At 41.8% G+C, this 21,259-nt stretch carries 20 protein-coding genes; 10 read left to right on the plus strand and 10 right to left on the minus strand.

The annotated features are described in order from the left end of the window. Positions 1–372: 372 nt before the first annotated feature. Positions 373–1,605: a tyrosine--tRNA ligase gene (gene tyrS / locus E0H77_RS12940; protein ID WP_131378588.1), complete on the minus strand. Its 1,233-nt coding sequence runs from the start codon at positions 1,603–1,605 to the stop codon at positions 373–375. Between the two features lie 61 nt (positions 1,606–1,666). Between tyrS and E0H77_RS12945 the strand changes: the two genes are divergently transcribed. Next, positions 1,667–2,794, plus strand: a complete 1,128-nt coding sequence (locus tag E0H77_RS12945; RefSeq protein WP_131378590.1) for an anhydro-N-acetylmuramic acid kinase — start codon at positions 1,667–1,669, stop codon at positions 2,792–2,794. A gap of 153 nt (positions 2,795–2,947) precedes the next feature. On the opposite strand, the gene erpA is transcribed toward E0H77_RS12945, so the two are convergent. Next, positions 2,948–3,283 carry an iron-sulfur cluster insertion protein ErpA gene (erpA, locus tag E0H77_RS12950; protein WP_004749220.1) on the minus strand — a complete coding sequence of 112 codons (336 nt, stop codon included), beginning with the start codon at positions 3,281–3,283 and terminating at the stop codon, positions 2,948–2,950. 187 nt (positions 3,284–3,470) lie between these two features. Here erpA and E0H77_RS12955 point away from each other — a divergent pair, with 187 nt between their 5' ends. Together E0H77_RS12955 and E0H77_RS12960 are read left to right on the plus strand one after the other, a co-directional pair. After that, a complete protein-coding gene (locus E0H77_RS12955; RefSeq protein ID WP_131378592.1) occupies positions 3,471–5,408 on the plus strand; it encodes an ATP-binding cassette domain-containing protein in 1,938 nt (645 codons plus the stop codon). Between the two features lie 503 nt (positions 5,409–5,911). Further along, entirely contained in the window at positions 5,912–6,460 is a 549-nt protein-coding gene (locus tag E0H77_RS12960; protein ID WP_131315067.1) for a VTT domain-containing protein, read from the plus strand. Between the two features lie 43 nt (positions 6,461–6,503). Here the strand turns inward: E0H77_RS12960 and gyrB are convergent, their stop codons facing one another. The 4 genes from gyrB to dnaA all read right to left on the minus strand — a co-directional run bounded on the left by gyrB (position 6,504) and on the right by dnaA (position 12,770). After that, positions 6,504–8,972, minus strand: a complete 2,469-nt coding sequence (gene gyrB, locus E0H77_RS12965) for a DNA topoisomerase (ATP-hydrolyzing) subunit B (protein WP_131378594.1) — start codon at positions 8,970–8,972, stop codon at positions 6,504–6,506. A 9-nt stretch (positions 8,973–8,981) separates the two neighbouring features. Beyond that, complete coding sequence (gene recF, locus E0H77_RS12970; protein ID WP_131378637.1) at positions 8,982–10,100, minus strand: DNA replication/repair protein RecF; 1,119 nt, start codon at positions 10,098–10,100, stop codon at positions 8,982–8,984. 10 nt (positions 10,101–10,110) lie between these two features. Continuing rightward, positions 10,111–11,259 carry a DNA polymerase III subunit beta gene (gene dnaN, locus E0H77_RS13965; RefSeq protein WP_131378596.1) on the minus strand — a complete coding sequence of 383 codons (1,149 nt, stop codon included), beginning with the start codon at positions 11,257–11,259 and terminating at the stop codon, positions 10,111–10,113. A 113-nt stretch (positions 11,260–11,372) separates the two neighbouring features. Beyond that, positions 11,373–12,770: a chromosomal replication initiator protein DnaA gene (dnaA, locus tag E0H77_RS12980; protein WP_131378597.1), complete on the minus strand. Its 1,398-nt coding sequence runs from the start codon at positions 12,768–12,770 to the stop codon at positions 11,373–11,375. A 652-nt stretch (positions 12,771–13,422) separates the two neighbouring features. Between dnaA and rpmH the strand changes: the two genes are divergently transcribed. From rpmH to mnmE, 5 genes are all read left to right on the plus strand, one after another. Continuing rightward, a complete protein-coding gene (gene rpmH, locus E0H77_RS12985) occupies positions 13,423–13,557 on the plus strand; it encodes a 50S ribosomal protein L34 (protein WP_000831329.1) in 135 nt (44 codons plus the stop codon). 31 nt (positions 13,558–13,588) lie between these two features. Continuing rightward, positions 13,589–13,978 (plus strand): ribonuclease P protein component, encoded by a 390-nt coding sequence (gene rnpA, locus E0H77_RS12990; RefSeq protein ID WP_131315063.1) that lies wholly within the window; start codon positions 13,589–13,591, stop codon positions 13,976–13,978. Between the two features lie 9 nt (positions 13,979–13,987). Beyond that, positions 13,988–14,311, plus strand: a complete 324-nt coding sequence (gene yidD / locus E0H77_RS12995) for a membrane protein insertion efficiency factor YidD (RefSeq protein WP_004749229.1) — start codon at positions 13,988–13,990, stop codon at positions 14,309–14,311. A 2-nt stretch (positions 14,312–14,313) separates the two neighbouring features. Continuing rightward, a complete protein-coding gene (yidC, locus tag E0H77_RS13000) occupies positions 14,314–16,059 on the plus strand; it encodes a membrane protein insertase YidC (protein WP_131315061.1) in 1,746 nt (581 codons plus the stop codon). A gap of 103 nt (positions 16,060–16,162) precedes the next feature. Then, the gene (gene mnmE, locus E0H77_RS13005; protein ID WP_131378599.1) at positions 16,163–17,518 is read left to right on the plus strand and encodes a tRNA uridine-5-carboxymethylaminomethyl(34) synthesis GTPase MnmE; all 1,356 of its coding nucleotides are present in this window, start codon (positions 16,163–16,165) and stop codon (positions 17,516–17,518) included. A gap of 41 nt (positions 17,519–17,559) precedes the next feature. Here the strand turns inward: mnmE and E0H77_RS13010 are convergent, their stop codons facing one another. Together E0H77_RS13010 and E0H77_RS13015 are read right to left on the minus strand one after the other, a co-directional pair. Further along, positions 17,560–17,988, minus strand: coding sequence for a DoxX family protein (locus E0H77_RS13010; RefSeq protein ID WP_131378601.1), 429 nt, complete (start codon positions 17,986–17,988; stop codon positions 17,560–17,562). A gap of 166 nt (positions 17,989–18,154) precedes the next feature. Next, positions 18,155–18,421 carry a metal/formaldehyde-sensitive transcriptional repressor gene (locus E0H77_RS13015; protein ID WP_131378603.1) on the minus strand — a complete coding sequence of 89 codons (267 nt, stop codon included), beginning with the start codon at positions 18,419–18,421 and terminating at the stop codon, positions 18,155–18,157. Positions 18,422–18,478: 57 nt separating this feature from the next. Here E0H77_RS13015 and dmeF point away from each other — a divergent pair, with 57 nt between their 5' ends. Then, positions 18,479–19,423, plus strand: coding sequence for a CDF family Co(II)/Ni(II) efflux transporter DmeF (gene dmeF, locus E0H77_RS13020; protein WP_131378639.1), 945 nt, complete (start codon positions 18,479–18,481; stop codon positions 19,421–19,423). 114 nt (positions 19,424–19,537) lie between these two features. Then, positions 19,538–20,236, plus strand: a complete 699-nt coding sequence (locus tag E0H77_RS13025) for a DsbC family protein (protein ID WP_131378605.1) — start codon at positions 19,538–19,540, stop codon at positions 20,234–20,236. 55 nt (positions 20,237–20,291) lie between these two features. Here E0H77_RS13025 and E0H77_RS13030 read toward each other — a convergent pair whose 3' ends face one another. After that, positions 20,292–20,543, minus strand: coding sequence for a GlsB/YeaQ/YmgE family stress response membrane protein (locus tag E0H77_RS13030; RefSeq protein ID WP_131315056.1), 252 nt, complete (start codon positions 20,541–20,543; stop codon positions 20,292–20,294). Positions 20,544–20,690: 147 nt separating this feature from the next. Continuing rightward, positions 20,691–21,218, minus strand: a complete 528-nt coding sequence (gene hpt, locus E0H77_RS13035; RefSeq protein ID WP_131378607.1) for a hypoxanthine phosphoribosyltransferase — start codon at positions 21,216–21,218, stop codon at positions 20,691–20,693. Positions 21,219–21,259 lie beyond the last annotated feature (41 nt).

A 21,259-nucleotide genomic window follows, 5' to 3' on the forward strand; every position in this document is an offset into this window, starting at 1 on the left:
CAAGTTGTTCTTCCAATTCTCTTAATGATCTTCTCAATGATTCGTCATCATCAAGCTAGGTCGGCTATGTTACTCTCTTTCTCAAGAAAGTCAACTGCAATGTTAATTTATTTTAAAACCCACCAATCTACCCAAGAACTCAATTACTTTAACTAAGCCCTTGTTTCTCAACAAGTTTTTATCAACATCACCGCCGATGGATACGCATTATAGACCATTCATTATCGCTTGCAAGTACTTTTTAGCACTTTTTATCTCAGGTGTGCGTTTTTTCAGCTTTTTAAGGCTTTTTGCTGCTTTTATACGCTTTTTTGCATAAAAAAAGGCAATCTTTTGCAGATTGCCTTTTTAATTTTTTATTTATTTCGAGGTTTAATCAGTAAAAGTGACCCGTGCAATGGCTTTTTTACCTGATTGGACAATAATAGTCGTATTTTCTTTCACAGAATAACCTGCATCAACAACATTCCAGTCCACTTTTACGGCGCCACGTGCAACAGCATCTTTTGCAGCAGCTGCATTTTTAGTTAAGCCAGCAGCACGGACAATAGAAGCAATAAACAGCTCACCACCAAATTCACCACGTGAAATGGTCACTTCAGGGGTACCATCAGGCAATTCACCTTCTGTAATGATGTTACCTGCACCTTTATGGGCATTGGCAGCAGCCTCAGCACCATGGAAACGTTCGACCAACTCAAGCGCAAGGATTTTTTTGACTTCTTGCGGGTTACGCCCTTCTTCAATTTCTTTTAGTAAGGTTTTGATTTCTTCAACTGACTTAAAGCTGAGTAAGTCAAAATAACGCTCAATCAAAGAGTCTGGCATTGAAAGCACTTTTTGGTACATCGCACCTGGTGCATCAAATACGCCAATATAGTTGCCGAGTGATTTCGACATTTTATTGACGCCATCTAGACCTTCTAAAATTGGCACAGTAATACAGACTTGTGCTTCTTGATCATAACGACCTTGTAAAGTACGTCCCATGAGCAAGTTAAAGGTTTGATCGGTACCACCTAACTCAACATCTGCATGTAAAGCAACCGAGTCATAGCCTTGTACCAATGGATACAAGAATTCATGAATCGCAATCGGTTGCTGGTTGTTGTAACGTTTGGTGAAGTCGTCACGCTCCAGCATACGCGCTACAGTTTGCTGTGAAGCCAACTGAATCAGATCAGCTGCAGTCTTGGTTGCGAACCATTCTGAGTTAAACACCACTTTAGTTTTTTTCGGATCAAGAATTTTAAAGACCTGTTCCTGATAGGTTTTGGCGTTTTCTAATACTTGTTCGCGTGACAATGGCGGACGTGTTGCGCTTTTTCCAGTTGGGTCACCGATCATGGCGGTATAGTCGCCAATCAAGAAATAAACGTCATGCCCTAAATCTTGGAATGTTTTTAATTTATTGATCAGAACTGTATGCCCAAGGTGCAAGTCAGGTGCAGTTGGGTCAAAACCCGCTTTGATTTTAAGCGGGCGGTTCTGTTTAAGCTTCTTTAACAAATCTTCTTCAGATATAATTTCATGCGTGCCACGTTGGATCAGGGCAAGCTGTTCTTCAGCAGGTAAGAAATTTGACATCACAAAATCCAAACACATCAGTTATTCAATTTGTGCGATATACTAACACTTTTTCAGCATATTGCAGGCTTTGTTGCTCATGTCAGACATCTATATTGGAGTGATGACAGGAACAAGTATGGACGGTGTCGACATCGTAGCCGCCTCATTTGACCCATTACAACTTCATGCAACACTTACTGTGCCCTTTGATCCTGATTTACAAGATCAGCTCATGGCACTGACTTTACCTGGCGACAATGAAATTGATCGGATGGGTAAGGCAGATGTTGCACTTGCCAACATGATTGGACACGGCATTAACCAACTGATTGAAAAAAATCAGATCGACCGCACAAAAATTAAAGCCATTGGTTCACATGGGCAAACCATTCGTCATCGTCCCGAACATGGTTTTACCTTACAAATTGGCGACCCCAATATTATTACCGAACTCACCCAGATTCCTGTAGTTTCAGATTTTCGCCGCCGCGATATGGCAGCAGGCGGACAAGGTGCGCCTTTAGTTCCAGCATTTCATCAGGCATTGTTTCAACATGCTGCGATTGATCGGGTAATTTTAAATTTGGGTGGCATTGCCAACGTCAGTATTTTACCTGCCAATCGACCTGAACAGGTGTATGGCTTTGATACAGGCCCTGCCAACATTTTAATGGATGCATGGTGTGAGCGTTACACAGGGCATCCTTATGATGATAATGGTGACTGGGCAGCTTACGGCACGCCAATTCGTTCTTTAATGGATCGATTGTATGCCCATGAGTTTTTCTCGAAAAAACCACCCAAAAGCACAGGGCGCGAAGACTTCAATTTAGAATGGTTAGATGAACAGCTCAGCGACTGGCGTAACGACATTTTGTATAATGAACTTGAAGATATCCCTGAAAATATTCAGGCGACTTTAGCCAAACTCACTGTACGCGCTATTCAAAAAGCAATTTACCGTTCAGGACTCGAAAATGGTGAGGTTTATGTCTGCGGTGGCGGTGCCTATAATTCACATGTTTTAGAACAGTTACGTTGGCGTTTACGCAAGCATCATTGGGCAGTACAAACCACCGATGTGCTCGGGTTATCACCGACATGGGTCGAAGCAACTGCTTTTGCGTGGTTAGCCATGCGTTTTGTGAAGCAACTCAGTGGTAACTTGCCTGCGGTCACTGGGGCGCGAGGTTTACGTATTTTAGGCAGCATGACTGCTGTTTAAAATACACAGATATGTTTTATTAGTATCTATGCCTTCTTTCTTTGTATTTCTCCTACAGAAAGAAATACAAAGGATTAAAGAAAAAAGTCTAATTTTAAAGACATAAAAAAAGCCCTGCTCGTCACTTACGGCAGGGCTTTTTTTATGTGCGAATTAAATCGAGAACGATGAACCACAACCACAGGTTGTTGTTGCATTTGGGTTTTGCACAATAAAACGCGAGCCTTCCAGACCTTCCACATAGTCAACCACTGAGCCGACTAAATATTGATAACTCAAAGAATCGACCAACATTTTAACATCGCCATTTTCAAAGGCAGCATCATCTTCATTGGCATTTTCAGCAAAGTTAAAACCGTAAGAAAAACCAGAACAACCACCACCTGTCACATACACACGCAACATCAACTCTTGGTTGCCTTCACTATCACGAAGTTGGCGGACTTTGTTCGCTGCATTATCTGTAAGCACTAAAGCTTGAGTACTCATCGTTGGCATTCCTCACATCAATTTCGTCTTGTCTGAAGACAATTTGCGCAATCATAGCATATTCAAAATAGGGCTGCTGTTGGAAAAATTCAATCCCTAGCAATTTACTCAATTTTAACATGGTAATTTGGTTTTATCAGGATTACTGATTAGAATAAGCGCAAATTGCTACCCAGTTAAAACTTTTATGATTCAACTTGACCAACTCAGCTTACGTCGCGGTGGACGCGTGTTATTTCAAAAAGCCTCGATGCAACTGCATCCTGGTTGGAAAATAGGTTTAACTGGAGTCAATGGTGCGGGTAAATCTACCCTATTTTCAGCCCTACTCGGGGGTATGGAATCAGATGGTGGTTCTTTAACTCGTCCAAGTGTCTGGACTGTGGCACATATGGCTCAGGAAATTGAAGCGCTGGACATGAAAGCGATTGATTTTGTGCTTTCAGGTGATGAGGAATACTGGGACATTCAAAATAAACTCGATCATCCTGAACAGCTCAGTGATGACGAGCTGGCACATTTATATGGTCGTTTTGACGAAATTAGCGGTTACTCTGCGCCATCTAAAGCCTCTCAACTCATGGCAGGTCTCGGATTTTTTGAACACCAATCTGAGCTCAGTGTTTCCAGTTTTTCTGGCGGATGGCGGATGCGCTTGAACCTCGCACGTACTCTGATGAGCCGTTCTGATTTACTGTTGCTGGATGAACCGACCAACCATTTGGACTTGGATGCCATTTTATGGCTGGAAGACTGGCTCAAAGCCTATGAAGGAACGCTGGTTTTGATTTCGCATGACCGCGACTTCCTTGATGCCATTACCGATCATATTCTGCATATCGAAAATCAGGAACTGACCTTATACACAGGTAACTATTCGACCTTTGAGCGTACCCGTAGCGAACGCCTCGCCCAACAACAACAGGCTTACGAAAAACAACTCGAAACTCGTGCACATTTGCAAAAATATATTGACCGCTTTAAAGCACAAGCGACGAAAGCCAAACAGGCACAAAGCCGAATCAAACAACTCGAACGTATGCAGGAACTTTCAGCTGCACATGTAGATACCCCATTTACCTTTTCATTTCGTGAACCCACCAAAATGAGTTCACCATTACTGGAACTGGAACATGCAGATATTGGCTATGGCGACAAACTCATTGTGACCAATGTCAATTTGCAGATTACACCGACCAGTCGAATTGGTTTATTGGGCATGAATGGTGCTGGTAAATCCACCCTGATCAAATCTCTAGTCGGTGATTTGCCATTGCTTCGTGGTCATCGTAAAGCTTCAGAACTGCTGAATATTGGTTACTTTGCCCAACATCAGATGGATGCTTTAGATGGTAATGCTAGCCCAATGTTACAACTCGCGCGTATTGCTGATCCAAAAATCAGTGAAGCGACGTTGCGTGCTTTCTTGGGAAGTTTCGGCTTTAGTGGTGAACGGATGGACACCCCTTCTGCAAGCTTTTCTGGCGGGGAACGTGCACGCCTAGCCTTGGCACTCATCGTCTGGAAGCGCCCGAATGTGCTGATTCTCGATGAGCCAACTAACCACCTTGACTTAGACATGCGTCATGCACTGACAATGGCACTGCAAGATTTTGAAGGCGCGGTCGTACTGGTGTCACATGAACGCCAGCTCATAGCCAGTGTCTGTGATGAGCTAATTCTGGTTCACGCAGGTCAAAGCAAAGAATTTGAGGGTGATCTAACAGCGTATGCTGACTGGCTACGTCAAGCGCGGTTGGACATCATCAAAAATGGGCAGCAACTCAGTACGCCAGTTCAATCTCTAGTGGAAGAAAAGCCAGCCATTTCAAAAACGGATAAAGAAGCACAGCGTAAAGAAACTGCTCGCCGCCGCGATATGACTCGTCCAATTCGCAAAAATATCGAAAATGCTGAAGCCAAAATCGAGAAATTACAGCCACGTTTGGGCTTGGTTGAACAACAACTGGCAGATTCAACTGTGTACGATGCCGAGCGTAAAGATGATTTGCTTAAACTCATGAATGAACAAACTGATCTCAAGCAACAGCTTGAAAAAGCTGAAGAGCAAATGCTTGAATTGATGATGGAACTCGAAGAACTCGAAAGTTCATTTGAAGATTAATTGAATACAAAGCTCGGTCTTAGGGCTGAGCTTTGATTTTTCTATCGCATACTCCACATGAACAGCAGCAATATGTGAACTTGCTTTTTTGTGATCACAATCGTTTAATTGAAACAGCGAGCATTACCACCAGTTATTGGCTGATTTGAGTAGTTACGCATCAATAAAAATGTAATTTAATGGCATTTATTGATTGTATTCACAAACCGATATTCAATGAATATATAATGGGGAAATTAAAAAATATCTTCTAATACGTTGATCTTCAATCAAATACAGTCTAAATTCTAGTCAATATAAAATATTATATTGTAAATTATCATTGTTGATAACTGAGGGGAAATCGTAAATAACTGTGGATAAGTCTTGAGTTATCCATAATCCATAGAGCGGGTTACTCAGTCAAATTTAGGCCATTTCTAATTTTACTGTGTGCAATATCCAAATCATAAGTTTATTTATGCTTATAAACCATAAACATAATACCTTGGACTCAGCTTATAATGCACTTTTTTGATTTCCTATTCAGCCTTGAGCAAGCTCTACCAGCACTATTGCAAGAATATGGCCTATGGCTTTATGTAATTATTTTTCTTATTATTTTTCTTGAAACAGGCTGCATCTTTATGGCATTTTTGCCAGGAGACAGTCTACTGATCAGTATTGGCGCACTTTGTGCTACGGTGGGCAGTGAACACCTCGTTTATATGATTCTGGTGCTGTTTTTTTCTACGACATTGGGTTATATCATCAATTATTATACTGGGCTATATTTTAGTTCACGTATTTTAAATTGCCGCTTTTGTTATGTAAAACAAGATTATCTCACCAAAACAGATCTGTTTTTTCGACGCCATGGCGGCAAAACTATTGTGATGGCCCGGTTCGTTCCATTTGTACGTTCATTTGCACCATTCGCAGCTGGCTCAAGTGGCATGCCCTATACACCTTTTATGATCTACAATCTTTTAGGTGCTTTACTCTGGGTCAGCTTACTGTTATCTACGGGCTATTTGGGGGGAGCAACCTTTTTATGGATGTTACCCGAATAAAAAAGCATCCCGAAGGATGCTCTTTGTTTCAATACCAATTCAATTAAGCATCAATATCTGCATTTAGCGCATTTTCTTCAATAAAAGCGCGACGCGGTTCAACATCGTCACCCATTAGGCAAGAGAACATCCGATCCGCTTCAATTGCATCATCAATGGTCACTTGCAACATATGACGATTTTCAGGATCCATCGTGGTTTCCCAAAGCTGTTCAGCATTCATCTCGCCAAGACCTTTATAGCGCTGAATCATCATGCCGCGGCGCGAGTCTTGTAAGATATGTTGCCACACTTGATGGAAAGTACTGACCAAAATACGACGCTCGCCTTTTTGTAAATAAGCACCCTCTTCAAGCAAGCTAAACCAGCTTTTTGAGTTCTTTAACAAACGTGCATATTCGGCTGAGTTCAATAAACCAGAATCAAGCAAATACGCATGCGGCAAATTATGCACATACACCGTAATGCGTGGCCAATAATGCGTTACTTTGGTTCCATCGGCACTTTCTACTTCAAAGCTTTCCAATGAAACTTCTGGACGAAGGCTTGGTTGGAGCTTGGTGATTTCTGCCTGTAAATGTTCAGCCCATGTCTGTACATAATCTTGCTCGACATTTCGTTCAGATTTAAAGGCTTCAACGGCCAATAAACCATCGAGCAAACTTGCTGGATAACGTTGAGTTAAACGATGCAAGCTCTTTTGTGATACCTGATAATCTTGAATTACTTTTGCCAAAGCTTCACCAGCAATTGCAGGAGCTTCGGCACTAATATGTAAAGACAACTCATCAATTGCATTGGAAATCAAATATGTTTCCAATGCATCATTATCTTTAATATATTGTTCTTGCTTACCTTTTTTTAGTTTATACAAAGGTGGCTGAGCAATATAAATATAGCCACGTTCAACCAACTCAGGCATTTGACGGAAGAAGAAAGTCAACAACAAGGTGCGAATGTGTGAACCATCGACGTCCGCATCGGTCATGATGATAATTTTGTGATAACGCAGTTTGTCTGGGTTATATTCTTCACGCCCGATACCACAGCCTAATGCAGTGATGAGTGTACCCACTTCTACAGACGAAATCATTTTGTCAAAACGGGCACGTTCTACGTTCAGGATTTTACCTTTTAGTGGCAAAATCGCCTGCATTTTACGGTTACGCCCCTGTTTGGCACTACCACCTGCCGAATCACCCTCGACCAGATATAGTTCAGACAATGCAGGATCTTTTTCCTGACAGTCTGCAAGTTTACCTGGTAAGCCAGCAATATCTAATGCACTTTTACGACGTGTCATTTCACGGGCTTTACGCGCTGCATCACGGGCACGTGCTGCATCAATGATTTTGCCTGCAATCGATTTTGCCGCTTGCGGGTTTTCCAGCAAATACGCTGAAAACTCTTTATTCATTGCCTGCTCAACCGCAGGTTTCACTTCACTCGACACCAATTTTTCTTTGGTCTGTGAAGAAAATTTTGGATCAGGCACTTTCACTGAAACAATCGCAGTCAAGCCTTCGCGGGCATCATCACCAGTAACAGCAACTTTTTCTTTTTTGAGGATATTTTCACTTTCAAGATAGTTATTTAAACCACGTGTCAGTGCTGCACGGAAACCGGCTAAATGCGTACCACCATCCTTTTGTGGAATGTTGTTGGTAAAGCAGCGAACATTTTCCTGATAAGAATCATTCCACTGCAATGCCACTTCAACTGCAATACCATTATCTGTTTCTGTAGTGAAATGGAAAATTTCATTCAGATGGTTTTTGCCTTGGTTGATGTATTTGACAAACTCAGACAAACCACCTTCATAGTCATAGACATGCTCGAAGTTAATTCGTTCATCACGTAAAACAATCCGTACGCCTGCATTCAAGAAAGAAAGCTCACGTAAACGACGTGCTAAAATATCGACATTAAAAATAGTTTGGCTAAATGTTTCTGCACTCGGCCAGAAACGCACAACCGTACCAGTTTTGTCTGTTGTACCAATCACACGCAATGGGTATTGTGGATCACCATGTTGATATTCTTGTTCGTGAACCTGACCTGCACGGTAAATTTTCAGTTGCAATTTTTTTGATAAAGCATTAACAACTGAAACACCTACGCCATGTAAACCACCTGAAACTTTATAACTATTGTCGTCAAATTTACCGCCAGCATGCAAAATAGTTAAAATAACTTCTGCAGCAGAAACACCTTCTTCTGGGTGAATATCCGTTGGAATACCACGACCATTGTCAGACACACTTACCGATTCATCTTCATGAATGGTAACGATAATTTCGTCACAATGACCAGCCAAAGCCTCATCAATCGCGTTATCGACCACCTCAAATACCATGTGGTGCAAACCTGTACCATCATCAGTATCCCCAATGTACATCCCAGGGCGTTTACGTACAGCGTCTAAACCTCGTAAAACCTTAATGCTAGAGGAATCATAAGCCTTTTCATTGGTTTGTTCTGTTTGAGAAGCAGATTGAGTCTCTGAACTCATGTTTTCTCCCTAGTCATTGTGAACGGCTGATTCAGCATGCTGTTGATTAGCGTGAATGCGATGAACCTCACCGTTGTCTACATTGAATAATTGATAAAAAATAGATAGATCATGTAAATGTTTTTGTACCAACTCATGATCTAAAGTTGTCAAAAAAACTTGACTACCCAGTTGGCTTAAACGTTCAAGTAAACGTCGTTGGGCAGCATAATCGAGCTCTGCCGTCAAATCATCTAATAATACCACAGTTTCCTTATTGCTCGCATGCAGCATTGCAATCTGTGACAGCTTTAACGCCATGATCAGCAATTTCTTCTGCCCACGGGACAGTACGGTATCCGCATCACCCAAAGTTGTTTTTAGGCGCAAATCTGCGCGGTGTGGCCCATATTCGGTATAGCGTCGTTCTTTGTCTTTTTCATGTGCAAAGACCAATTGCTGCAATAACCCTTCTTTTTCCTGAAAGCCCGCACTATATTCCAAACGGATCTCGACATCAGGCAATAGATACTGGATATCCTGCTGAAAAAAAGTATTCCAGCGTTGCACAATACTGGCACGTTGATGATGCAGAATTTCCCCATATTCACTAAGCAACCTGTTCCACGGTTCAATATCCGATAACGTCAATTGCCGCTGTGATTTAAGCAAACTATTTCGCTGTTTTAAGGCTCGGGTATATGCTTGCCATGTTGTATAAAAATCAGGTTCCACGTGGAACATCAGCCAGTCCAACAACTGCCGTCTAGGCTTTGCCCCATGATCAATAATATCGGTACTTTGAGGCTCTATGAGTTGTAATGGGAGTAATTTTGCCAGTTGACCTTGTGTGGCAATGCTATCGCCATTGACCTTAATCACCTGTTCACCTGAAGTCATTTTTTGAATGCCAATTTTATCTTGCCCTGCTTGGGCAAAAATCAAGGCATGGCTTTGTTCATGTTGAATATAGTTTTTAGGAAGATGTGTCCGAAAGGAACGTCCTGTCGCGAGCAAATGAATCGCTTCTAAAACCGAGGTTTTACCTGAGCCATTCTTGCCATAAAAAACATTAAATGGCTGCAAGCAAGGCAATGCAGCCATTTTAATGTTACGCACACGTTCGATACTTAAACGCGTAATATGCATAAGCTTGGGATTAGACACGCATTGGCATGACCACATAGGTTTGGTCAGCATGAGTAGTGTCTTGAACCAGAACAGATTGGTTGGCTTCAGTCATGGTCATGGTGACATCATCACCATCCAAAACCCCCAACACATCTAGTAAATATTGCGCATTAAATGACATTTCCAACACTTCATCAGTATATTGAATCACCAAGTCTTCACTTGCTTCATCTTGCTCTGGGTTATTCGCACGTAGTTGCAAGGTGTCAGTATAAAAATTTAAAAATACACCGCGTAATTTTTCATTACTTAAAATTGCTACACGCTGCAAAGACTGTTTAAACACATCATGCGCAATCACGACATGCTTATCGCCACCACGCGGAATCACACGACGATAGTCAGGGAATTTTCCATCGATTAATTTTGTCGTGAAACGTACAGTGACATTGCCCTGCTCTTTGTCACGGTTTGGCACCTGAATCGTCACGTTCAATAACTCACGACCAATCACTAAAGTTAAAGGTTGATCTTCAATCGTTAATAAGCGTTGTAATTCACCTACAGCTTTGCGTGGAACAATTGCCTGTAGAGGTTGAGCAGCAGTTGACGCAGCCGAGGTTTCACAAAGTGCCAAACGGTGACCATCGGTTGTGACTGCACGAAGTTGGTTTTGATCAATCTCAAGCAATGTTCCTGTCAAATAAAAACGAACATCCTGTACAGCCATTGCAAAAGAAGTTTTTTCAAACAGACGTTTCAGTTCACGCTGAGTGACCTGAACTTGCGTACCCTGCGTGTTTTCAGTGGTCAATAACGGATAATCTTCTGCGGGTAATGTACCCAAAACAAAACGACTATTGCCTGACTTTAAAATACAACGCTGGTCTTCGGTAATTTGTAAATCAATCAGTGCTGCACTTGGTAGAGATTTGCAGATATCCATCAGTTTACGTGCAGGAACTGTTGTTTCACCTGCTTGTAAACATGCCCCCTCTGCAAACGGCATACTTGCCACCAATTCAACTTCTAAATCCGACCCTGTAATGGTCAATGCTTGTGCAGAAGCTTGAATTTTGACATTAGATAAAATGTTTAAAGTATGTCGACGCTCTACCACCCCCACAACATGAGATAGCACATTTAACAGACTCTCTTTCGCGATTTTTAAACGCACAATGCATTCCTCTAACAGGTATCTTTTTAGACAAATAGGGCTTGAGTCGAGTACTATGCGGCAGAAGTTGACACATTGCAACTCGACTTTTTCTCTTCAATAAACTTGGGATTTTAACTCTGTAACAAGCGGGTTAAATTTTTATAATCTTCGTCAAAAATTGGATCTTCTTCACGTAAGCTTTGCACCTTTTCACAGGCATGCATAACTGTGCTGTGGTCACGCCCACCAAATGCCATACCGATTTCAGGGAAACTGTCCCCTGTAAGTTCACGCGCTAAACCCATCGCTAACTGGCGAGGACGTGCATAAATACGAGTACGCTTTGGTCCAATTAATTCTTTGAGTGGAATACGAAAATACTCACTCACCACACGCTGAATATTTTCGGTGCTAATGGTACGTGCACGAATTGCCAAAACATCTTTTAAAGACTCTCGTACAACATCCAGATCAATTGCAGAACCTTTAAAACGCGAGATAGCAACCACTTTATTTAATGCGCCTTCCAATTCACGCACATTAGCAACCACTTGCTGAGCAATAAATAACGCGCAGTTACGAGGTAAATCAACACCTGTGCTTTCTGCTTTTTTGAGTAAAATTTCGATACGGGTTTCAATATCTGGCGGCTCAACCCCCACAGATAATCCCCAAGAAAAGCGTGAAACCAAACGTGGATCAAGCTCAGTCAGTTCTTTCGGATAACGATCTGAGGTTAAAATAATTTGCTTGGATTCATCCAGAAGTGCATTAAAAGTATAAAAAAACTCTACCAAGCTGGCTTCTTTCCCTGCCAGCAAGTGAATATCATCGACCAATAACAAGTCCAAAGAACGGCAATTTTTCTTAAATTCTTCAACCTTGCCTTTTTGTAAAGAACTGACAAAGTCCTGTACAAAACTTTCTGCGGTCATATACATGACACGGGCATTTGGCTTGGCTTGTAGCAAAGCATTGCCAACAGCTTGCATCAAATGTGTTTTACCCAAACCTGTCGGGCCATACAAAAATAAAGGATTGTGCTGAGACGCGCCCAATTGTGTCAGAACTTTACGGCAAGTTTCAGCTGCCATTTGGTTTGAACGCCCTTCCACAAACAAAGAAAATGTAAATAGTGGGTTTAACTGACGCTTTTTACTGAGTTTAGCGGCAACAGGTTGTGCAATAGAGGTAATTTCAGGTTCTTTTTCCTTTTTTGCCATACTAGGTGCAGGTGTTTCTAGTGCCGACACTGTCGTTGCAGGTTGCTCACTGGCTTTTAAGATTGCCCCAGGGCGAGAATCCACCATAATCTCAACATGGCGAATACGACCTTCAGAAAGCTGCTCTGCCAAAATTGAAATCAGTTCAAGATGATGTTCCTGAATATAACGTGTCCAGTATGGATTAGGCGCATATAAACGTAATGTATGCTCATGCTCTTCAGCAATCAATGGTCGAATCCACATCGCAAAGACATTATCAGAGAGCTCTTGTCGCAAGCGAGTTAAGCAGTCCGTCCAAAGCATGTGATTCCCCTATGTACCGACTCAAAGAAAAAGATACCCTGCACTTCTATTCTATTTGCAGGGGGTGGTTATTCTAACTAAGTTATCCACATCTGTCATAGAAAAATCCACAGATTTGGGTAAAAAAATAGCATTTCAATGTGGAAAAAGCCTTCCACAGCTCTTGTGGATAAGTTTATACACAAGCTGTGGATAAAATAACACAAAAAGTTATCCACATTCTATAAAAAAGATAATAACAATAATATCCACAGGTTAATATATTGTTTTTTATTTAAAATAATCCATTATCCACAGAAAATACGCCCTCTAATAATAATAAATTTAAATTTTAAATTTTAAATTTAATTAATAACGTGGATGAATTTTGTGGATAAGTAAGAATTTCTGAATTTAAATTCAAATTTAAAAAAGCGTTGATCAGAGGTGTTGTTGATAACTTTAAAAACCATGAAATGGATAAATCTCAATTTAAATTCAAATTACAGAAAGCAAAAAAACAGTACTTTTTTTTAAATATGATGAAATTAATAGCCTCATATAGAGAAATATGTAAGAAATCGCGTAAAAAACAGCTTTTTGATTGACAGTACGCTAAATGCACAATAAAATCGCGAACCTTTATAGATAGATCAATTTTTGGAGTTTCTGTATGAAACGTACATTCCAACCATCTGAATTAAAGCGTAAACGCGTTCATGGTTTCCGTGCTCGTATGGCAACTAAAGCTGGTCGTCAAGTTTTAGCTCGCCGCCGTGCAAAAGGTCGTCATAGCTTAACTGTATAATTTAAAGTTAACGCTTCATCGACCTGGGTGTATGACACTTTATAGTTTCAGCACAGACGTTCGCATACGCTGTGCTGCAGATTACAAAAATGTGTTCGATGGTGCGCTTTTTAAAGTGCATCAACCCCACTTTCTTTTTTTGGCAAAGCCAAGCGAACAGACGAGCCGCCTTGGGATTGTTGTTGCTAAAAAGAAAGTGCGTCGTGCACACGAAAGAAATCGAATAAAACGGATCGCTCGCGAAAGTTTTCGCTTGAACCAACAGGCAATTGCTTCGTTGGATATTGTTGTTATGCCTAAAATAGGCATAGAAGATATTTCAAATGCTGAATTGCACCAGCAATTAAAATTTGCTTGGCAAAAACTCAATCGCTTGGTACATAAGCGCCAGAATAATACGTCTATTTCCCCACAAAAGTAGAGATGGCCAATGGTTCGTATCCTGCATTGGTTGGTACGTCTTTATCAGATTGCGATTAGTCCTTTACTTGGACCACGTTGTCGCTATATTCCTACCTGTTCTCAATATGCGTTAGAAGCTTTGCAAACGCATGGCGCTGTACATGGAGTATGGCTAGCAACTTGCCGTGTCTGCCGTTGTCATCCTTGGGGAGGTTCAGGATATGATCCTGTACCTGCAAAGGCGATCCGTTTTATTTCCTTTCAGCAAATCGATTCTCAAACGCTTCATGTTACTGTACCCTTTCGTGAACGTTTCTTGAACCAAAATCACTCTAACTACTTGGGGTCATAGCTATGCAACAATGGGCCAGGTTTGCGATTATCGGTGCCATGTTGGTTACCGCTTATTTGCTCATTTTGGCTTGGCAAAAAGACTATGGACACACAACGAGCGCACCGCAGCAGCAAAATACTGCTGTCGTATCGCGTGATGTGTCTGCCGATTTGCCAAATAGTCAAAATACAGCATCTACAGATATGCCGCAGGCAAATGCTGCAGCACCAGCAAACACGACTGCTGCTCCAGCCAGTCAGCATCTGATTACTGTACAAACAGATTTATATCGCCTTTGGATTACACCAAAAGGTGGTGATATTGTGCGCCTTGAACTGCTTGCACATGATGAAAGTAAAGGCAGTAACCAGCCTTTTGTCATGCTAGAGAGCGATAATAAACGCACATACGTCGCACAATCTGGTTTAATTGGTGTCAATGGACCAGACAGCAGTGCAAATGGTCGTCCTGTTTTTGAGGTAGAGAAAAACAGCTATACCTTAAATGATGCGAAAACTGTGACTGAAAATGGTAAAACCGTGAAGGTTTTAACCGTACCAATGGTGTACAAAACCGCCAATGGTGTCGAGATGGTTAAGACTTTTACCTTCAAACAGGGTGATTACCCAATTGAAGTGGGTTATCAGGTCATGAACCGCAGTCAACAAAACTGGCAAGGTCAATTCTTTGGTCAGATTAAACGTGATGATTCTGTCGATCCAGGTAAGTCAAGTCAGGGTATTTTCCAGTTAGGAACGTATCTTGGGGGTGCTTGGGGTACGCCAGATCAACATTACAATAAATTGAAATTTGCCAATTTCAATGATGACAAGCTCAATGTTCAAGCCAAAGGCGGTTGGGTTGCTGTAGTTCAGCACTATTTTGTGAGTGCATGGATTCCTGGGTCGTTGAAGTTGACTCAAGCCAACGGACAGCCATATACCGCAACTCTACAATCTCGTAGAGCTGGCGAATCAATGAATATTATCGGGTTTACTTCACCAGCCATTACAGTGCCAGCAGGGACTAAAATGGAAGTGAATGCAACGTTCTATTCAGGCCCAAAAGTTCAGTCTGAGCTGAAAGATTTGGCAGTCGGTTTAAACCAAACTGTAGATTATGGTTGGTTGTGGCCAATTGCAAAACTCTTGTTCCTTGGTTTGGAAACTTTCCATAAGTTCTTAGGCAACTGGGGCTGGTCAATTATTCTATTGACTGTTGTGGTGAAGATGATTTTGTGGCCGCTGTCTGCAAAAAGTTATCGCTCAATGGCAAAAATGCGTGTGATTGCACCTGAAATGCAACGCATGAAAGAAGAGTTTGGCGAAGACCGTATGCGTTTCTCTCAAGAAATGATGGCTCTTTACAAACGCGAAGGGGTTAACCCGCTTTCAGGCTGCTTGCCATTGTTCATGCAAATGCCGATTTTCTTGGCATTGTACTGGGTATTGATGGAAAGCGTTGAGTTGCGTCATGCACCGTGGTTAGGTTGGATCACTGACTTATCTGCAATGGATCCATGGTTTATCTTGCCGTTAATCATGGGTGGAACCATGTTTGCACAGCAAATGTTGAACCCTCAACCTGCTGACCCAATGCAAGCCAAAGTGTTCCGCTTAATGCCGATTATCTTTACGGTATTTATGCTGTTCTTCCCTGCCGGTCTGGTGTTGTACTGGATTGTGAACAACAGTATTACTATTTTACAGCAGTGGTTTATTGCACAAAGTGTGAAAAAACAGCGTGAAACTCAAGCGGGTACTTAATCTCGCCTGAGCCAAGCAAGCAACTGCTGAATAAATCCGCCTAAGATGTTACGCTTAGGCGGATTTTTCTTTGACTGAATATTGATAAATTTAGGTGTGTGCTATGCAAAACCAAACCACCATTGCTGCAATCGCAACGCCGCCAGGTCGTGGTGGTGTCGGTGTAATTCGACTGTCAGGCCCTAAAGCTTATGCCATTGCACAAGCCATTAGCCAAAAAGCTTTACCCCAAGCCCGTATGGCAGGTTTTCGCCAGTTTTATGATGCTCAAGGCGAAGTCATGGACGAAGGTTTGGTACTGTGTTTCCCGAATCCAAATTCCTTTACGGGTGAAGATGTGGTGGAATTGCAGGGACATGGCGGTCCAGTTATTCAAAATGCTCTGCTCGCGCGTTTGCTGGAGTTAGGAGCAACCGCAGCCAAAGCAGGTGAATTTTCCATGCGCGCCTTTGAAAATGGCAAGCTGGATTTGGTGCAGGCAGAAGCGATTGCCGATCTGATTGATGCGACTTCCCAAGCGGCTGCACGCTCTGCGGTACGCTCATTACAAGGGGCTTTTTCCAATAAGGTGAATACCGTTTTGGAAAAGCTGATCCATTTGCGCTTGCATGTGGAAGCTGCGATTGATTTTCCAGAAGAGGAAATTGATTTTCTTGCTGATGGCAAGATTTTGGGATTGCTCGAAAATGTACAAAGCTCGGTACAATCGGTACAGCAATCGGCACGTCAGGGGCAATTGTTACGTGAAGGTTTGCAGGTGGTGATTGCAGGTAAACCCAACGCTGGCAAGTCCAGTTTGCTGAATGCTTTGGCTGGTGTTGAGCGCGCGATTGTGACCGATATTGCAGGTACAACCCGTGATGTCTTGCATGAAAAACTCAGTCTCAATGGTCTGCCAATTACCCTGACTGATACCGCTGGTTTACGAGAAACGGGCGATATTGTGGAAAAAGAAGGGATTCGCCGTGCCATCAAAGAAATTGAACAGGCTGATTTGTTGTTGCTAGTGTATGACTTGAGTCAAGGTGAAGAACCATTACAACTGGCACAGCATTATTTTGCCGAGCATTTAGAGCCACGTCGCCTCATGCTCATTGCCAATAAATGCGATCTGACAGAAACGGCACCTGAAATTGGTGAATATCAGGGCTTTCGTCATATCACGGTGTCAGCGAAACAGGAAATGGGGGTTCAGGCGCTCATAGACGCGATTACAGCGCATGCAGGCTTTCATCCTGAAGAAGATACCTTCATTGCACGAACGCGCCATTTGGACGCAATGAAGCGCACACAGCAGTATTTGGCTGAGGCACGTGTGCAGCTTGTCGATTTTCATGCAGGTGAACTGGTTGCTGAATCATTGCGCCTCGCGCAAAATGCACTGAGTGAAATCACGGGTGAGTTTAGTGCGGATGATTTGCTCGGGAAAATCTTCGGATCGTTTTGTATCGGAAAGTAAGCAAAAAGCTGCCCATTTGGCAGCTTTTTTTGAATTATTTTTTATTTTTTATCAACTGAAATTGCACCAGGGCCAGCAACCGCCAGCAATAAGAATCCACCCACAATACTCATGTTTTTAAAGAAATGAATTTTAGTATTTAAATCTTGCATCATGTCGCCAGTGGTATGCCAGTAAGCATGTCCAATCATGGCACTTCCCAGTGTATACAGCGCTAAAAGCACAGCAATTGGGCGTGTATAGAAACCAATCAGAATCAATAATCCTAAAAAGGCTTCAGCCACAACAGCAATAATCGCGGAGAGTGTTGGTAATGGCGCATGAAGCATATTCATGTATTGAACCGTACCTTCAAAGCCTGTTAATTTGCTGAAACCAAAAATCAGAAATAGCGTGATTAATAAAACACGAGCAAGCAGCAGAACAAGCGATTTGGCTGAGCCAAAGTCCAGATAGCGTAGTGAGGTCATGATGCAACTCCAGTATTTTGTTTAAATATTGTGCGATCATATGGGGTGTAAAAAAATTAATAAATGTTAAAAAAAGTACATATTGTTTTAAAAATAGAACAATTGGGGTGCATTTAGCATTGGTTATAAAAAAACATGCATTTTTAGGATATTGAGATCGCAATCTCTAGCCGTAGCGTTTTAATAATTTTAAAAATTCTTCTAGTTCAGTTTCATTCACTGCAGTCGCTTCAGCCAAAACATGGTGACGTAGATGCTCTTCAATCAGTTCATTCATCAAACCATTGATTGCGCCTTTAATGGCTGCAACCTGCTGTAACACCTCAATACAGTGGCTGTCCCCTGCTTCAAGATGCTGTTCCACACTGTGGATCTGTCCTTTCAGACGTTTGACGCGATTCAATATTTTCTTATCTTGGTGAAGATGGCTCATATCCGAACTCGATAAAAAGAAATATACTATAGGGGAGTATATTTGAGTAATCCTGAAATGCAACGTATAGATTCAAACCGATCCCATCACCACCAGTTTGATGAAGGAAACCCATTGGCTCAGAAACGTATTTTGTGGGCAACGATTTTAACTGGAATCATGATGGTTTTTGAAGTCGCTGGAGGATGGATTTTTAATTCGATGGCGCTTTTAGCTGATGGTTGGCATATGAGTTCACACATGCTGGCTTTGGGGTTGGCTTATATTGCCTATCGGGCTGCCCGACATTACTCTCGCGATCAGCGCTTTAGTTTTGGGACATGGAAAATTGAAATTCTTTCAGGGTATAGCAGCGCGATTTTATTGATGGTCGTGGCTTTGCTGATGGCATTCCAATCGGTTGAGCGTCTACTCTCGCCTGTACAGATTCATTATAACGAAGCGATTTTAATCGCGGTGATTGGGCTGCTGGTCAACCTGCTGTGTGCTTGGTTACTGCATGATGACCCGAATCACCACCATCACCATCATCATGCTCATCATCACCATGAAGATGAACATGGTCATGAACATCATCATGACCTGAATCAGAAAGCAGCATTTATACATGTTGTAGCGGATGCGATTACTTCTGTATTTGCCATTCTTGCGCTACTTGCAGGCAAGTATTTTGGCTGGAATTTTTTAGATGCTTTACTGGGTATTGTCGGTTCGGTTCTAGTTGCAAAATGGTCTTGGGGATTGCTTAAAGAAACAGGCAGAACTTTACTTGATGCAGAAATGGATCATCCTGTAGTTACCGAAATTTATGAAGTGATTGAGCAGCTAGGTGAACATCTTCAGGTGACTGATTTACATGTCTGGAAAGTGGGTAAAGGTAAATTTTCTTGTATTTTAGCTTTGGAAACAGAACGATCCGTAACCGCAGATCAAGTACGTGAAGCTTTATCAATCCACGAAGAAATTGTACATATTTCAGTTGAGATTAATTCTAAAATATAACGATGTTCCACGTGAAACCTGCTGACAAATTTACAACGCTTTGTTGTGGAAGCAAGCATACTCAAGAAAACCTGATCCGTTAAAATCAGCTTTTCTTGAGGGTGTGTATTTAGAATGAAAAAATTGAGTCTTTTACTGTTGGCTTGGTGTTATTCAAGTCTTGCTATTGCTGATGTTGCCAGTTTAAATAGCCAACTCAAGCGCCAATACCCTAATCTGAATTTTCAGAATATCGCAGCGACTGAAGTGCATGGTATTTATAGTGCTACTCTAGATAAACAAATTGTATATTTAGATGAAGCTGGCCAGCATGTCATGTTAGGTAGCATGATTCGCCTCAAAGACCAGAAAAATCTGACTCAGAATTTGGTTATACAAAACAATCATGTGGACTGGAAAAATTTACCATTACAGGATGCATTAAAGCAGGTCAAAGGCAATGGTCAGCATCAACTCGCAATTTTTGTTGATCCCAATTGCCCCTATTGCAAAAAACTGGAAAAAGAACTCGATAAACTCAATAATGTGACGATTTATCGTTTCTTGTATCCAATCCGCCCGCAGTCGATTGTGCCATCAAAGCAAGTCTGGTGTAGTCCAAACCGTAACTATGCTTGGGATAATTTGATGGGACGTGGTTTGACACCAGCAGCAAGCTCAACCTGTGCCAATCCGATTCAACGTAATTTACAGCTCGGTCAAAAACTTAAAATTGAAGGAACACCAGGGCTTATTTTTGCCAATGGCTATCGGGCGCTGGGCTATACGTCTGCTGAGCAGATTCAGTCATTTTGGCAGCAAAATGGCTTATAACTCATAATAAAATAACATAGCACTCACGGGCGCTATGTTGTGTCAGTTTTTGCTTTTAGGTGTTTTTACGGATGAAATTATAAATGATTAAAATCACAATCGCGCCAATCACTGAGGCGATAAACCCTGCCGATGAATGTGCACCATAAAGCCCGAGCATGCGTCCACCATAGGTTGCGATAACTGAACCTGCGATTCCTAACAAGGTGGTGACAATAAAGCCAGCTTGGTCATTGCCAGGATATAAGGCACGTGCAATCAAACCTGCAATAAAACCAATAATAATCACAACAATCAGATGCCACATTTGTGTTGCTCCTTGGATAAAACATGTCAAAAGTCATGAGATTAGTGTGCAAGATCAATGTGACGGGAAATAGCCGATTCTTGCGAATTCTCGTTATATTTTGTTATAAAAAAAGTGGCGCCCTGCACCACTTTTTGATTTTTAATCTTACAGACCAATTTCACCAATAAATGGTAAGTGGCGATATTTTTGGTCGTAGTCTAAGCCATAACCAACAATAAATTTATCTTCTACTTCAAAACCCAAAAATTTTACATCAAGTTCAATTTCACGGCGTGAAGGTTTACTGACTAAAGTACAGAGTTGAATCGAGTTCGGGGCGCGAGTTTGTAACATTTCCAGCACTTTGCTTAAGGTGTTGCCTGAGTCAATAATGTCTTCAACCACAAGCACATCTTTCCCGCGAATTTCACCGTCAAGATCTTTGAGAATTTTCACATCGCGTGATGATACTGTTCCGCCGCCGTAGCTAGAAACCGTCATAAAGTCGAGTTCATGTGCTTTGGAAATTTGGCGGCACAAATCTGCCATAAAAATGACAGAACCACGCAGTAGCCCAATCAATACCAGTTCTTTATCACTATTGGCATAGTGAGCATTGATCTGTTCACCTAGCTCTTTGACTTTGGCTTGAATAGCCGCTTCAGAAATCATTACGCTCAATTGCACAGTCATGGACAGCTACCTAAAAACATCAGTATGTAAAAAGAAAAAAG

The sequence above is a fragment of the Acinetobacter brisouioides genome (assembly GCF_004331075.1).
Lineage (GTDB): Bacteria > Pseudomonadota > Gammaproteobacteria > Pseudomonadales > Moraxellaceae > Acinetobacter.

Excerpts from the sequence above, each read along its gene's own strand:
- E0H77_RS12955 (WP_131378592.1), top strand. The coding sequence starts at position 3,471 with ATGATTCAACTTGACCAACTCAGCTTACGTCGCGGTGGACGCGTGTTA.
- E0H77_RS13025 (WP_131378605.1), top strand. The coding sequence starts at position 19,538 with ATGAAAAAATTGAGTCTTTTACTGTTGGCTTGGTGTTATTCAAGTCTT.
- dnaA (WP_131378597.1), bottom strand. The coding sequence starts at position 12,770 with ATGCTTTGGACGGACTGCTTAACTCGCTTGCGACAAGAGCTCTCTGAT.
- dmeF (WP_131378639.1), top strand. The coding sequence starts at position 18,479 with ATGCAACGTATAGATTCAAACCGATCCCATCACCACCAGTTTGATGAA.
- erpA (WP_004749220.1), bottom strand. The coding sequence starts at position 3,283 with ATGAGTACTCAAGCTTTAGTGCTTACAGATAATGCAGCGAACAAAGTC.
- recF (WP_131378637.1), bottom strand. The coding sequence starts at position 10,100 with ATGCATATTACGCGTTTAAGTATCGAACGTGTGCGTAACATTAAAATG.
- E0H77_RS12945 (WP_131378590.1), top strand. The coding sequence starts at position 1,667 with ATGTCAGACATCTATATTGGAGTGATGACAGGAACAAGTATGGACGGT.
- E0H77_RS13015 (WP_131378603.1), bottom strand. The coding sequence starts at position 18,421 with ATGAGCCATCTTCACCAAGATAAGAAAATATTGAATCGCGTCAAACGT.
- rpmH (WP_000831329.1), top strand. The coding sequence starts at position 13,423 with ATGAAACGTACATTCCAACCATCTGAATTAAAGCGTAAACGCGTTCAT.
- mnmE (WP_131378599.1), top strand. The coding sequence starts at position 16,163 with ATGCAAAACCAAACCACCATTGCTGCAATCGCAACGCCGCCAGGTCGT.
- gyrB (WP_131378594.1), bottom strand. The coding sequence starts at position 8,972 with ATGAGTTCAGAGACTCAATCTGCTTCTCAAACAGAACAAACCAATGAA.
- tyrS (WP_131378588.1), bottom strand. The coding sequence starts at position 1,605 with ATGTGTTTGGATTTTGTGATGTCAAATTTCTTACCTGCTGAAGAACAG.
- E0H77_RS13010 (WP_131378601.1), bottom strand. The coding sequence starts at position 17,988 with ATGACCTCACTACGCTATCTGGACTTTGGCTCAGCCAAATCGCTTGTT.
- rnpA (WP_131315063.1), top strand. The coding sequence starts at position 13,589 with ATGACACTTTATAGTTTCAGCACAGACGTTCGCATACGCTGTGCTGCA.
- hpt (WP_131378607.1), bottom strand. The coding sequence starts at position 21,218 with ATGACTGTGCAATTGAGCGTAATGATTTCTGAAGCGGCTATTCAAGCC.
- yidC (WP_131315061.1), top strand. The coding sequence starts at position 14,314 with ATGCAACAATGGGCCAGGTTTGCGATTATCGGTGCCATGTTGGTTACC.
- E0H77_RS12960 (WP_131315067.1), top strand. The coding sequence starts at position 5,912 with ATGCACTTTTTTGATTTCCTATTCAGCCTTGAGCAAGCTCTACCAGCA.
- yidD (WP_004749229.1), top strand. The coding sequence starts at position 13,988 with ATGGTTCGTATCCTGCATTGGTTGGTACGTCTTTATCAGATTGCGATT.
- E0H77_RS13030 (WP_131315056.1), bottom strand. The coding sequence starts at position 20,543 with ATGTGGCATCTGATTGTTGTGATTATTATTGGTTTTATTGCAGGTTTG.